9 protein-coding genes and 1 pseudogene are annotated in these 13,173 nt (G+C 47.5%); 5 read left to right on the top strand and 5 right to left on the bottom strand.

Annotated elements, in window-relative coordinates:
- Positions 1-11: 11 nt before the first annotated feature.
- A complete protein-coding gene (gene leuC, locus J7439_RS08825) occupies positions 12-1,448 on the bottom strand; it encodes a 3-isopropylmalate dehydratase large subunit (protein WP_209201532.1) in 1,437 nt (478 codons plus the stop codon).
- Positions 1,449-1,889: 441 nt separating this feature from the next.
- On the opposite strand from leuC, the gene J7439_RS08820 reads away from it, so the two are divergent.
- Positions 1,890-3,125: an ankyrin repeat domain-containing protein gene (locus J7439_RS08820; protein WP_209201463.1), complete on the top strand. Its 1,236-nt coding sequence runs from the start codon at positions 1,890-1,892 to the stop codon at positions 3,123-3,125.
- Positions 3,126-3,185: 60 nt separating this feature from the next.
- Here J7439_RS08820 and J7439_RS08815 read toward each other — a convergent pair whose 3' ends face one another.
- Positions 3,186-4,583: an NAD(P)-binding domain-containing protein gene (locus tag J7439_RS08815; RefSeq protein WP_209201462.1), complete on the bottom strand. Its 1,398-nt coding sequence runs from the start codon at positions 4,581-4,583 to the stop codon at positions 3,186-3,188.
- A gap of 216 nt (positions 4,584-4,799) precedes the next feature.
- Here J7439_RS08815 and acuI point away from each other — a divergent pair, with 216 nt between their 5' ends.
- Positions 4,800-5,777, top strand: coding sequence for an acrylyl-CoA reductase (NADPH) (acuI, locus tag J7439_RS08810; RefSeq protein WP_209201461.1), 978 nt, complete (start codon positions 4,800-4,802; stop codon positions 5,775-5,777).
- Between the two features lie 117 nt (positions 5,778-5,894).
- A complete protein-coding gene (locus J7439_RS08805; protein WP_209201460.1) occupies positions 5,895-7,337 on the top strand; it encodes a TrkH family potassium uptake protein in 1,443 nt (480 codons plus the stop codon).
- Between the two features lie 5 nt (positions 7,338-7,342).
- On the opposite strand, the gene J7439_RS08800 is transcribed toward J7439_RS08805, so the two are convergent.
- Positions 7,343-8,854: a hypothetical protein gene (locus J7439_RS08800; RefSeq protein WP_209201459.1), complete on the bottom strand. Its 1,512-nt coding sequence runs from the start codon at positions 8,852-8,854 to the stop codon at positions 7,343-7,345.
- 1,036 nt (positions 8,855-9,890) lie between these two features.
- Here J7439_RS08800 and J7439_RS08795 point away from each other — a divergent pair.
- The gene (locus J7439_RS08795; RefSeq protein ID WP_209201458.1) at positions 9,891-10,127 is read left to right on the top strand and encodes an AMP-binding protein; all 237 of its coding nucleotides are present in this window, start codon (positions 9,891-9,893) and stop codon (positions 10,125-10,127) included.
- Here J7439_RS08795 and J7439_RS08790 read toward each other — a convergent pair.
- The gene (locus J7439_RS08790) at positions 10,092-10,316 is read right to left on the bottom strand and encodes a hypothetical protein (protein ID WP_209201457.1); all 225 of its coding nucleotides are present in this window, start codon (positions 10,314-10,316) and stop codon (positions 10,092-10,094) included. The genes J7439_RS08795 and J7439_RS08790 overlap by 36 nt on opposite strands.
- A gap of 79 nt (positions 10,317-10,395) precedes the next feature.
- Between J7439_RS08790 and J7439_RS27015 the strand changes: the two are divergent.
- Positions 10,396-10,587, top strand: a pseudogene (locus tag J7439_RS27015) (potassium transporter TrkH); the annotation flags it as partial.
- A gap of 5 nt (positions 10,588-10,592) precedes the next feature.
- On the opposite strand, the gene J7439_RS08780 reads toward J7439_RS27015, so the two are convergent.
- Positions 10,593-12,881: a hypothetical protein gene (locus J7439_RS08780; protein ID WP_209201456.1), complete on the bottom strand. Its 2,289-nt coding sequence runs from the start codon at positions 12,879-12,881 to the stop codon at positions 10,593-10,595.
- Between the last annotated feature and the right edge of the window lie 292 nt (positions 12,882-13,173).

Here is a 13,173-nt window from a genome sequence, read left to right as displayed (position 1 = left end):
ATTCTCCCCTTTTACACTACGGATGTCTGATGACGGACATCGACAAAATGGCCCGCAATGGCCGCCGCAGCAGCCATGGCCGGACTAACCAGATGGGTTCGCCCGCCAAAGCCCTGACGACCTTCAAAATTCCGGTTAGAGGTGGATGCACAGTGCTCGCCCTGCCCCAGTTTGTCGGCATTCATGGCCAGACACATGGAACACCCCGGCTCACGCCACTCAAGGCCAGCAGCCAGAAACACCTTATCCAGCCCTTCTGCTTCAGCCTGGGCCTTTACCAGACCAGAGCCCGGTACCACAAGAGCCTCTTTAACCGTGTCAGCCACTCGCCTGCCCTTTACGACAGCTGCCGCCTCACGCAAGTCCTCAATGCGCGAATTGGTACAGGAACCGATAAACACCCGATCAACAGGAATGTCGGTAATCTTCTGGCCAGCGGTTAATCCCATATACTCCAGGGCACGGGCGTAGCCCTCTTTACGGGTTTCATCCGGAGCATCCTCCGGGAAAGGCACCCGGGCATCCACCGGCAACACCATCTCCGGGGAGGTTCCCCAGCTGACCTGTGGCTTTATCTCATCGCCATTGAGCACAACGATTTGATCAAACACCGCATCACTGTCTGAATGAAGGGTTTCCCAAACCTTGACCGCCTGCTGCCACTGTTTTCCTACGGGAGCAAACGGCCTGCCCTGCACATAGTCAATGGTGGTCTGGTCAACCGCCACCATGCCTGCCCGGGCTCCGGCTTCAATGGCCATATTACAGAGCGTCATTCGCCCTTCCATGGTCATATTACGAATAACGTCGCCCCCAAACTCGATGGCAAAGCCGGTACCACCGGCTGTACCGATACGGCCGATAATGGCAAGGATCACATCTTTAGGGGTGACTCCGGTGCCCAGGGAACCATCAACCCGAACCAGCATGTTCTTCATCTTCTTGGCCACAAGACACTGGGTCGCCAGCACATGCTCAACTTCCGAGGTTCCGATACCGTGGGCCAGTGCACCAAAAGCGCCGTGGGTTGAGGTGTGCGAGTCACCGCAGACAACGGTCATGCCGGGCAGAGTCGCGCCCTGTTCCGGGCCAACCACATGGACAATGCCCTGGCGTTGATCCTGCATATCAAACTGGGTGATGCCAAAATGATCACAGTTGTCATCCAGCGTCTTGACCTGGATTTTCGACACCGGATCGGCAATCCCTTCAATACCGTGCTGCCGCTCATTCAACGTAGTGGGTACATTGTGATCAGGTGTGGCGAGGTTGGCATCCAGCCGCCATGGCTGGCGACCAGCCAGCTTCAACCCCTCAAAAGCCTGTGGCGATGTCACCTCATGGAGCAGCTGCCGGTCGATATAAATCAACGCGGATCCATCGTCACGCTGAAGCACAAGGTGGGCATCCCACAACTTGTCATAAAGCGTTTTACCCCTGCTTTTCATATTGAAAGCCTGGCCAGCCATTGAACCACCCTCATTGCTGCAATAAACAGAAAAAGACTGTTTTTGTTTGATTTATGTGCAGTTTTATTACGATTTCTTTCGCGCACATGACACTTTTATGTGAACCAGACTGCGCTTCCCGATAGGTCCGCAACGATACGTCAACAAACCCTGGTATTTTTATCAAGAATTTCAGCTTATCCCTAAAAATGCCTATCCTAGTCGCTCATAGAAAATTACTCAAATTCATCTTTTTTCTGGTTTTGATAACTTTCTGGAATCAAAGGACACCCAGATTGCTGATTCAGAAGCGTCTTATTAAAGAGTTTTACTACTTTTGCGAACAGGTTGACGGTTTTGTGCCTAGAATAGGCTGGCTGAGAATAACGTGAACATTAATGCCTTAGTGTGCTGGTAACTGAAAAGTCAGGAAACACCACTATGAATACTATCGGCCCATGCTCCCTGTACTGCTCGCAGCAAACCGGTCCTGCAGACGCCATCGATGCTTCAGCAACCGGTGATTTCGACGGGCGCTCTCTGGTCAGGACTAATTGCTGCGGGCGCACCGTTCACCTGGGGTGCATTGCTGAAATCCTGGAATGCAGGCCGGGCCATGAACATGAAATTGCAGAACGAAACTGTTGTCAATGTCCACCCTTCTTGAAACCGGCAGTGCCGTTGGAGCGTCTGGCCGGGGCCCGGAAAATTGAAACCTCACCCTATTGCGAACCTCTGGCACTTTGTGCCTGCCGACAAGCTTGCCGTGGGGATATGGACACGTTCAAGACACTATTGGCGCAGGAACCCGGCATTGCCCGACAAGATTTTCGTGAAGCCGTGACCGGTCAGGGTGTCCGGCTGTTACAGGTTGCTGTCAAGGCAGGCCAGGCGGAACTCACGCAACTTCTGCTCAAGTATTCTGCCGATATCAATACCGCCGATCACCGGGGCAATACGGCCCTGCACCTGGCCACTGCCGGAGGCCATGACCAGTGCCTGAGGGAGTTACTGAAGCATGGGCCGGAACTCGATTGCAGGGACAATACCGGCTCTACCCCCCTGCATCTGGCCATCGAAAATAATAATGGCGAGTTTCTGAAACTGTTGTTGGATTACGGCGCAGACCCGACGGTTGCCGACGATGAGGGTCTCACCCCTCTGCACCTGGCTGCGAAAAAAAGCTACATCAATAACCTGCGACAGCTTCTGCAGGATAACAGGGTGGCCATCAATGCCGCTGACAAGTCGGGCAAGACGCCTCTGCACCACTCAGCCCTGAGTCCCTCGGAAGGTAGCATAGAATGCTTACAACTGCTGATCACCCACCAGGCGAACGTGAATGCCGTTAATGAGTCCCTGTGCACGCCTCTGCACCATGCCGTCGTTTACAGCGCTGTCATGGGAAATAGGGAGAAGATGCAGTACCTGATAGACCATGGGGCGGATCTGGAAAGCAAAGATATCTCTGGCCAAACCCCATTGCACCGGGCCGCTGACTGGGGGCGTCTCGAAGTGGTGCAACTGTTAATCACTCACCATGCGGATATCCACAGTACCGATAAGAATGGGATGACGCCGCTGCATTTGGCCATAAAAAATGGCAATATCCATTGTCAGCAGCTGCTGACTGATGCGTCCCAGCAACGCTGGGATTGGGGTTGCTCTGTTCAGTGACTGCCCAAAATGTTGATGCTCATTGTATGTCTCCGTCGTTTTCTTGTTGACGGATCATCCTTAATCCCATTCCATGGGAACCACCTCATCACGTTTCATCATTTGCGCCTTTTTATCCTGTTCCCTCTTCCTGATGGTTTCAACAGCCGCCACAGCATGACCCAACGAGTGGCTTAAAAATGACTCACCGGCGCTGAAGCCAATACAAAATAAATTCTGACAGGCATTACTTTCCATCGTCTCAGGACAAAGATCCAGATAGCCATTACTTTGAGTCAGAGAAGACTTTAAAGTATCAGGAAAGAAGGAATAATCCACTTTTACCCCGATCAACAGAGCAATATGATCAAATGCTAAGTGGAAGTGCTGTGCCTCCGTCCCTGGCAATTCCTGAACAATATGGCACACCCGTTGGTTTTCAATACCAGCCAGCCTGCAGTTCAATCCCTGTTCATAAGTGTCTTGATATTTTTCAGGGCATGCCATTGCCTCTGCCACCGAGTAATGGGATTCTGATCTTTTATAATTCAGATGCTGGATCAACGGATGTCTTCCCCATTTACCCGGCTGGTTTTTCACACTTACGGCTTCTTCTTTAATTTTGGCAGGCAGCAGATGGATAACTTTCATGCCTTTTTGCCAAGCCTCATAGATTGTATCACTGGCTGAAAAACTGTTGCCAACCACTAAAACTTTACTGCCCGGTGCTAATTTGTCCATCGCCCGGCAGGCCTCATGGGTCCAATGAGAGACATGGGGATTATCCCGCTCCCCGGGGATATTTAACAAGTTTGGCTTTTTCTTGCCGATCGCCAGCATTAAATAATCACACTGAATCAGGGTCTCCTGCCCGGCCGCTCCCCGAACGATGACTTCCCAGAAAAGACCACTTTGCCAGACAGAACCGGCCTGAGTTGCACAGACCACTCGCCCCGGAACTGCCCGGGATTCCGTCAATATTTTTTTTCCATAGTCCTGGTAATACTTGAGCAGAGACTCACCATCGGTCACCACCCGCTGGCAAGGGCGTGGTGGAGGTGGCAAGGGAATTTTGCGTACATCACATAGTTCAATGGGATAGTCAGGCAATCCCATCTCACGATAATCGCTTAATGTCCGCTGTGATGGTAGATAGGTGTTCCAACTCCCCCCTACGGGTTCGTCTGAGCACATCATCCAGTCCACTTTTTGCCCACTATCGAAGTGCCATTCCAGGCAACGTTCATAGCTGTGCTTTTTTTTATCGTAGAGGGATGCAAACTTCTGCCCCGATATCATTTTAACGTCATTAGGGTTATGGCCCTGGGGAGACATATCATGAACCAGCACTTTTCGATCGAGAAATGAATTTTTATTACTGCCAGTACACAGTCTTTCGTTATGGTAAAACTGCAACCCTTCCAATTGCTGCATGGCAAAAAGGCCGATAGGGCCAGCGCCAACCACAAGTACCTTCACCCGAACCTTCTGACCAGTGAAATGGTTATTCTCAGAAGCAACAGTGGAAGGCGGGAAACAAGGAAACGAACTTCTTAATAATGCATTCATAGCTGCCCGGGTAAAAAATATAACCTTTCCAATTGAATCAGGATAAAAGCAGCAATAATCAATCCTCGCCACCTGCCAATTGCAGGAGTATAGTTCACGCCCTGACCTTTTTAGAGATTATCGTTTATGTTCAAGGCGCTAGTACTGAACCAGCAGGACAACAACACTGTCGCTTCCATAGAACAGCTGGATGAATCCACCCTGCCAGCCGGGGATGTTATTGTTGCTGTTGACTATTCATCACTGAATTACAAGGATGGCCTGGCCATCACCGGGAAGGGAAAAATTATCCGTGATTTTCCGATGGTTCCGGGTATCGACTACGCGGGCCAGGTCATTTCCTCAAGTGATGACCGGTACCAGCCAGGTGATTCCGTTATCCTCACCGGCTGGGGTGTTGGTGAGAACCACTGGGGTGGTATGGCCGAAAAAGCCAGCGTGCCTGCTAACTACCTGGTTTCCATGCCTGCTGGACTGGACAGCCGCAAGGCCATGATTATCGGTACTGCCGGCCTGACGGCCATGCTGTGTGTCATGGCGCTGCAAGACGCAGGCATTACCCCTGAGAAAGGTGAGATTCTGGTCACCGGTGCCAGCGGTGGTGTTGGCAGTGTTGCCATAACGCTGCTGGATCAGCTGGGTTACCAGGTGGTTGCCGCTTCCGGTCGCCCGGAAAACAGTGACTGGTTAAAGTCCATCGGGGCTGACCGGGTGATTGATCGTGCAGAATTGCTTGAACCCGCACGTCCGCTGGAAAAACAGCTCTGGGCAGGTGCCATTGACACCGTCGGCAGCAAGGTTCTGGCCAAGGTACTGGCACAGGTTGATTACCAGGGGGCTGTTGCCGCCTGCGGCCTGGCCGGTGGGTTTGATCTGCCAACCACGGTTATGCCTTTTATTCTCAGAGGCGTTAAGCTTCTGGGTGTTGATTCGGTCATGTGCCCGATTGAACAACGTATGCAGGCATGGAACCGTATTGCTGAGCTGCTGCCAGAGTCTTTCTACAGCGACGCGGCCAAAGAAGTGTCACTGGATGCCGTGCCTGAACTGGCAGAGGCCATCACTAATGGACAAGTCACCGGCAGAACACTGATTAAGTTGTAATAACGCTCTCACCTTCTAAACTTCTTCAAGTCAGATGCGATCACCCAAAAGCATCTGACTTCCCTCCAAACGATGCGTACCAACTTTTTATTTCTCAGTAAATGCCATTGAAAAGCAATGAAACACCGTCCGGTATTCTATGTGATTGGCCTGTTCCTGACTGCGTTGGCCAAGTTTATGCTGATTCCGGTCATCTATGATCTGTTGACCGGTGAGTCGAATATCTGGGAATTTGTCGCCGCTGCGGCCATTACGCTGATCAGCGGCGTAGCCCTGACCATCAATTTCAAACCAGAACACTTCAATATGAAGCCCAGGCAGGTGTTTGTACTGACCACACTCTGCTGGGTGGCAGTATGCACTTTTGCAGCACTGCCCTTCTGGTTCAAACTTCCCGTCAGTTTCACCGATGCCTTTTTTGAAACCATGTCAGGTATTACCACCACCGGATCCACCATATTGACAGGTCTGGATCAGATGCCCCCCAGTGTGCTGATCTGGCGGTCACTGCTGCAATGGTTTGGCGGCATCGGTTTTATTGTGATGGCGGTTGCCGTTCTGCCCTTTCTCAAAGTGGGTGGTATGAGGTTGTTCCAGAGCGAATCTTCTGACTGGTCCGAGAAAGCCATGCCCCGTTCAGGCAGCATTGCCAAGGGTATCGTTACTGTCTATCTGATCATGACTGCTATCTGCGCGTACCTTTATTTCCTGGGCGGTATGACCGGCTTTGAGGCCATAAACCATGCCATGACCACAGTCTCAACCGGCGGATATTCCACCTCAGATGCTTCCATGGGGTTATTTAAAAACCCGTTTATCATCTGGACCAGCACCATTTTCATGATACTTGCCAGCCTCCCTTTTGTTCTCTTTGTTCGCTCTATGCGGGGTGACGTTAACTGCTTTTACCAGGATACCCAGGTACAGGCCTTTATCGGTTTTCTGCTGGTAGTCTGGCTGGTTCTGAGCATCTGGTTATGCTGCCACTCTGACTACACCTTTCCCCAGTCACTCACCCTGGTCTCATTTAATACCACGTCAACCATCACCACCACCGGCTTTGCCTACGGTGACTATACCCTGTGGGGTGGTCTAGCCAACCTCACCTTCTTCTTCCTGTTATTGGTGGGAGGTTGTTCAGGGTCAACTGCAGGAGGCATCAAAATTTTCCGGTTTCAAATTGGCGGCAAGCTCCTGAACATTCAGTTAAAGCAACTGGTTCATCCCAGGGCCTGTTTTGTACAAACCTATAACGGCCAGCAAATCAGCAGTGACATACTCCGTTCGTTAATCGGTTTCAGTTTCTTCTTCATCCTGTTAATCGCATTAATGAGCCTGTTACTGTCGCTCTGCGATCTCGACCCCATCACCAGTCTTTCCGGAGCCACGACAGCGGTTGCCAATGTCGGTCCCGGCCTGGGAGCCGTCATTGGCCCTGCAGGAAACTTCAGTTCTCTACCGAATGCCGCCAAGTGGCTATTAAGTGCCGGCATGCTGCTGGGCAGGCTTGAGGTTATTACCGTACTGGTACTTTTTACGCCAGCCTTCTGGAAGGGCTGAGGGATTTACTCCTGACAACCATGGCCAAAAGCCATAAACCTTCTGGTAACCTGGTCAACTTCTGCAGGAATCACATTCACCTTTGCCGCGAAAGATACGCGTTGTTTTTCTTTTTTGCGGGCATCCCTGGAAGGGTTCAACCAATTAGCCAAAGAGCGCATCTGATCATCACAATGTTTATTAAGATTTCGATACACATACGCCAGAGAGCTTAAATAAGCAGCCACATTGAGTCCTGCGGATGAGCCGGGGGTTATCTCAGGATGCGTTTTAAGTCTATCCAGACCATATTCAAAATTGCCATAAATATTAACCGGTATAAAACTTTTGACTTCAGGGTAACGGTCCAGATAGTGACGCAAACCTTTCAATAGCAGCTCAGCGGCTTTTATTTCATCGCCAATAAGATGAAATCCCCAACCGGCAGAATGAAGAACCCATATATCATTTGGGAAACATTGACTGGCTTCCCGGGAAAAGCGCTCGACAGTATCCCGGTATCGGTGAGGAAGGTGATAATAATCCAAAAACAGCGCATTCAACTCTCGCCAGTAATCCCGCCCACTTTTCATGCTTCCTGGCTCTGAAGAATCGGTTGCCTCTGCCTCTGAAGGTATAACATGTGCTGTGTCCTGTCTGGCTTTTATTGACGGGCAAGGTCGGTCAGCTGGACAGGATTGAACAGATTCTGTTTTTTCAGCAGGTCGGGAAGAACGGGAAGGAATTGCATGATGTTCGCCCCCCCGTTTAGCTTTGTTTTTTCGATTCACTTTGTGCTTTTTACTGCTGTCGGCTTTAGATTGTGGTTCAACATCAGGCTGCATGGAGCTGACATCAATATCATCCATGTTTGCCATGACCAGCATATAGTCGGCAGCCTTGTGCTCATAGTACTCCTCCCGCCATTTAATATCTTTGGCTCTATAATAGTCAGCAGCACTTATGCAGCCCTGAACAATAGCACCGATATCGCCCAGCTTTTCCAGACAGGTAATCCATTCTTCGTATACGGGTACCTGGCTTTCCCCGCTGACCAAAGACTGGTAAATTCGGCTTGCTGCATCAATAGCGCCGGATTTTTCTTCGCACCTGGCCAGCATATATTGTTTCAATACGCCTGCGGAAGGCTGTAGATAGGAAAAGCAATTGTAACAGTCAAGCAATTTGCGAGCATCCTCCCCGGATCTTTCCAAAGCGCACACTGTTGCGGAAAACAAAAACTGCAACAGCCCAAGATACTCGGTAAATTTTTTCCTATCACTCAAACCCGTTTGCTGATATCTCTGACAACCATTTTTTACACGGGAAATCAGCATTTCCAAGTCAACATCTTTTCCTGCCAGCAAACTGAATTGTAAAGTATGAATATCTGATTCATCATCCCCGCGTCTCTTTTTTATTTCCAGAAATTGTTTTTCCTGTTCAGTTACACCAGGAATTTGCTGTAAACATCTCAATGCCAACTTCACAGGCAGCTCAGGGCTAAAGAATGATGCACAACGCTCACTGCCATCCATATTCACGCAGCAGGCGATAATATTAGAAACATAATAAAGATCCCACCCTACGTGCCAAAACTCTGATACAAACCCCACATCATCCCTGCTAAGTACAATTTTGTAGATTAGCTCAATAATTCCTCCACACTGATTCTTTACGACTTCGGTTAATACCATATTTGTTTCAGCACTCTGATCACTTAACACTTTATGTAGAATGAAAAACATACATTGCATAAAATATCGAGGACTGTAAAAGTCAGACAATATCTCAAGAAAACAAGCAACATCCTGCTGCTTTATTTCTTTTCCGGCATTGATTACATATAAGATTCGCGCTGTAAGACGCTCCAATTCGATCAACTTTTTATCATTTTCAGCTTTTAATTCACTCTTCTTTTTTCTCAGTTGGGAAACGGTCATTTTTTTCCTGGAAACAGGACCAAGCTTATCATCATTAAACGCTGGTCCTTTCTCCATAACACGGATGGCTTTTACCAGGAGAAGGTATTCCTGAGACCCGGTATCAAAAAAAGCAGAACTGAAACCTGAATAACCAAGGTAATTATTAGTGAATTTGGGCTCTACAGTGCGCCTGGAAAGGTTATCAGTCACCGTAGCGTGAGCTGGATCCTGTTGGCTTTGTAAAAGCGTGTCATGTGTTTCAGACTTGTTAATCCCGGCACCTGAGGATGCAGGTTCACAGTGGAACAAGTTATATTCTGAGGGAATCATAATAATTCATTAATCCATTAGGTAATGGCTCACCATCAGCTGTGCTGAGCAAACGCAGTGGCCAATAAACGCATATAAAAACAGATTTTGCAGACTCAATGATGGTATAATCTACGTATATCTGACAATAATGGCGGGGTTTGTTTACATCCAGCAATTATCGTTACTAACCGTTACATTTTCCCGCTCAGAATTTCACCAAAAATGATCTGGATCAATTTTGGTCTTCCAAGCCATCCTGTAACATTTGGTTTCTTGTTGTCTACATTTCATCCAGCTGTTGAGAATACGTTCCGTGCCGATGAACTCCACCTTGAATATGCACCTGATCAGCCAGATCCGTGATCGTGCCCAGCGCAACCCGGAACATATCGCCATGCGCTTCATCACTCAAAGCGCTGATCAGGATGCTCGTCAGTGGCAGGAAGTCAGCTGGCATCAGCTCAGTAAAAAGATTGACCAGGCTTCCCGCGCACTGTTGCAGCAAAACCAGCAGGTACAGGCAAAAGTAGGTATATGGTCACAGAACATGCCTCAGTGGACAGTCACCTCCTAGAGTTTTTATCTGCTTGCCCGTGGTGCCACCAATGTCTATCTCAAAGACCCTCATCATGTCAGCGAGACGCTGAAAACCGTTAAGGGTAGCATTGCCAAGAACATCGTTATTGTCTACCAGATCATGACTGCCCTCTGCTCGTATCTCTATTTCCCGGGCGGCATGACCGGCTTTGAGGCCATAAACCATGCCATGACCACGGTCTCAACGGGCGGATATTCCACCTCAGTCACTCACCCTGGTTTCATTTAATACCACGTCAACCATCACCAGTCTTTCCGGAGCCACAACAGCGGTTGCCAATGTGGGTCCCGGACTGGGGGCCGTCATTGGCCCGGCAGGGAACTTAAGTTCTCTACCGGATGCCGCTAAGTGGCTATTAAGTGTCGGCATGCTGCTGGGCAGGCTTGAGGTTATTACCGTCATTGTGCTTTTTACGCCTGCTTTCTGGAAGGGCTGAGGGATTTACTCCTGGTAGTCATGGCCAAAAGCCATAAACCTTCTGGTAACCAGGTCAACTTCTGCAGGAATCACATTCACCTTTGCCGCGAAAGATACGCGTTGTTTTTCTTTTTTGCGGGCATCCCTGGAAGGGTTCAACCAATTAGCCAAAGAGCGCATCTGATCATCACAATGTTTATTAAGATTCCGATATACATACGCCAGAGAACTTAAATAAGCAGCCACATTAAGCCCTGCTGGTGAGCCAGGGGTAATCTCAGGATGGGCCTTAAGTCTATCCAGACCAGTTTCGACGTTGCCATAAATATTAACCGGTATAAAGCTTTTAACTTCAGGATAGTGACGGTCCAGATACTGACGCAAACCTTTCAATAGCAGCTCAGCGGCTTTTTGTTCATCACCAATAAGATGAAACCCCCAACCAGCAGAATGAAGAATCCATATATCCTTGGGAAAAACCTGACAGGCTTCCCGGGAAAGACTCTCGACAGCATCGCGGTATTTGTGAGGAAGATGATAATAATCCAAAAACATTTCATTAAGTTCTCTCCAGTAATCCCGCCCACTCTTGCCGCTTCCGGGCTCTGGAGAATCGGTTGCCAAAACCTCAGATAGCATAACCTGAGCCGTGTCTTTTTCGACTTTTCCTGCTGAACAAGGCCGAGCGGTTGCACAGGATTGAACCGATTCTGTTTTTTCTGCAGGTCGGGAAGAATGTAGAGAAGTTGTATGATTTTCTGCCCCCCGTTTAGCCTTGTTTTTTCTATTACTTTTGTATTTTTTACTACCAACGGCTTTAGCTTGTGGTTCAACATCAGGCTGAACGGAGCTGACGTCAATCCCATCCTGACCTGACGAGTGATCAACGCCTTTTATATCATCAATATCATCCTTGTTTGCCATGAGCATATAGCTGGCGGCCTTGTGCTCATAGTACTCTTCCCGCCATTTAATACCTTTGTATCGATAATAATCAGCAGCGCTCATGCAGGTCTGAACAACAGCATCGTTATCGCCCAACTTTTCCAAACAGAAAATCAATTCTTCGAATACTGGTACTTGATTTTCCCCACTGACCAAAGACTGGTAGATACGGCTTGCTGCATCAATAGCACCGGATTTTTCTTCACACTTGGCAAGCATATATTGTTTCAATACTCTTGCAGAAAATATTGTAAAGAAAAAGTAGTCAAAACAGGCAAGCAATCTGCGAGCATCCTGATCAGATCTTTCTAAAGCGCAAATTGTTGCAGAAAGTAAAACCTGCAACAATTCGTAATACTTCATAACATTATTCTTATTACTTGACTCCGTATGCTGAAGTCTCTGACAACCAGTTTTTATACGGGAAATCAGCATTTCCAGGTTAACATCTTTTCCTGTCAGCAAACTGAAATGTAAAGTCTGAATTTTTAAATCATCATCCCCCGATTTCTTATCTTTCTTCAACTCCAGAAATTCTCTTTCCAGTTCAGTTAAATCAGGAAATCGCCGAAAAATTTTTGAAGCAAATTTCACAGGTAGCTCAGGGTTAAAGTATGATGCACAATGCTGACTGCCATCTATATTCTGGCAACAGGAAACAATATTATAGGTATAATACAAATCCCAGACCGCATACAACATTCGAAAATTTGGTACAATATTCAAATCATCCCTGCTGAGTAAAAATTTATAGATCAGCTCAATGACTTCTCCACACTTATGCCTTATAGCATTGGCAAATAACATTTCATCATCATTACAATAATCGTTTACCACTTTATGTATAATGAAAAACATACATTGTATAAAATGATAATGATTGTGAAAATCAGACAATATCTCCAGAACACAAATAACATCTTGTTGCCTTATTTTTTTCCTGGGATTACTTATATCAGAAGAGATTTGTTCTGTAAGACGCCCCAGTTCTCTCAACTTTTTGTCATTTTCAGATTTTAATTCACTCTTCTTTTTTCTCAGTTGAGACACTGTCATTTTTTTCCTGGAAACAGGACCAAGTTTATCATCATTAAAAGTTGGACCTTTTTCCATAACACGCATAGCTTTTACAAGGAGAAGATATTCCTGAGACCTGGCATCAAAAAAAACCGAACTGAAACTTGAAGAACCGAGGTAATTATTAGTGAATTTGGGCTCTACAGTGCGTTTGGAAAGACTATCAGACACAGGAGTTTGAGCTGGCACCCGTTTGCTTTCTAAAAACGCGTCTTGAGTTTCAGACTTGTTAATCCCGGCACCCGAGGATGTAGATTCACAATGGAGCAAGTTATATTCTGAGGGAATCATAATAATTCATTAAACCATTAGGTAAAGGCTCATCATCAGCATTGCTGAGTACAACGCACTGGCCAATAAACGCATATAAAAACAGATTTTTCAGACTCAGTGATGGTATAATCTATACGTATTTGACAAAAATGGTGGTGTTTGTTTACATCCAGCAATAATCATTACTAACTGTTACAGTTTCCCACTTCGGATTTCACCAAAAATGATCTGGATCAATTTTGGTCTTCCAAGCCATCCTGTAACATCATGCATCCGTCATTTTGTTGTTTACATTTTCATCCAGCTTTTG

Source organism: Salinisphaera sp. G21_0, from assembly GCF_017744115.1.
Taxonomy (GTDB): domain Bacteria; phylum Pseudomonadota; class Gammaproteobacteria; order Pseudomonadales; family Endozoicomonadaceae; genus Endozoicomonas.
The sequence above is the reverse complement of the archived record's forward strand: the minus strand, read 5'-3'. Positions and strand labels throughout refer to the sequence as shown.

Excerpts from the sequence above, each read along its gene's own strand:
- J7439_RS08795 (WP_209201458.1), top strand. The coding sequence starts at position 9,891 with ATGCACCTGATCAGCCAGATCCGTGATCGTGCCCAGCGCAACCCGGAA.
- J7439_RS08805 (WP_209201460.1), top strand. The coding sequence starts at position 5,895 with ATGAAACACCGTCCGGTATTCTATGTGATTGGCCTGTTCCTGACTGCG.
- J7439_RS08820 (WP_209201463.1), top strand. The coding sequence starts at position 1,890 with ATGAATACTATCGGCCCATGCTCCCTGTACTGCTCGCAGCAAACCGGT.
- J7439_RS08800 (WP_209201459.1), bottom strand. The coding sequence starts at position 8,854 with ATGGATGGCAGTGAGCGTTGTGCATCATTCTTTAGCCCTGAGCTGCCT.
- acuI (WP_209201461.1), top strand. The coding sequence starts at position 4,800 with ATGTTCAAGGCGCTAGTACTGAACCAGCAGGACAACAACACTGTCGCT.
- J7439_RS08780 (WP_209201456.1), bottom strand. The coding sequence starts at position 12,881 with ATGATTCCCTCAGAATATAACTTGCTCCATTGTGAATCTACATCCTCG.
- leuC (WP_209201532.1), bottom strand. The coding sequence starts at position 1,448 with ATGAAAAGCAGGGGTAAAACGCTTTATGACAAGTTGTGGGATGCCCAC.
- J7439_RS08790 (WP_209201457.1), bottom strand. The coding sequence starts at position 10,316 with ATGGTTTATGGCCTCAAAGCCGGTCATGCCGCCCGGGAAATAGAGATA.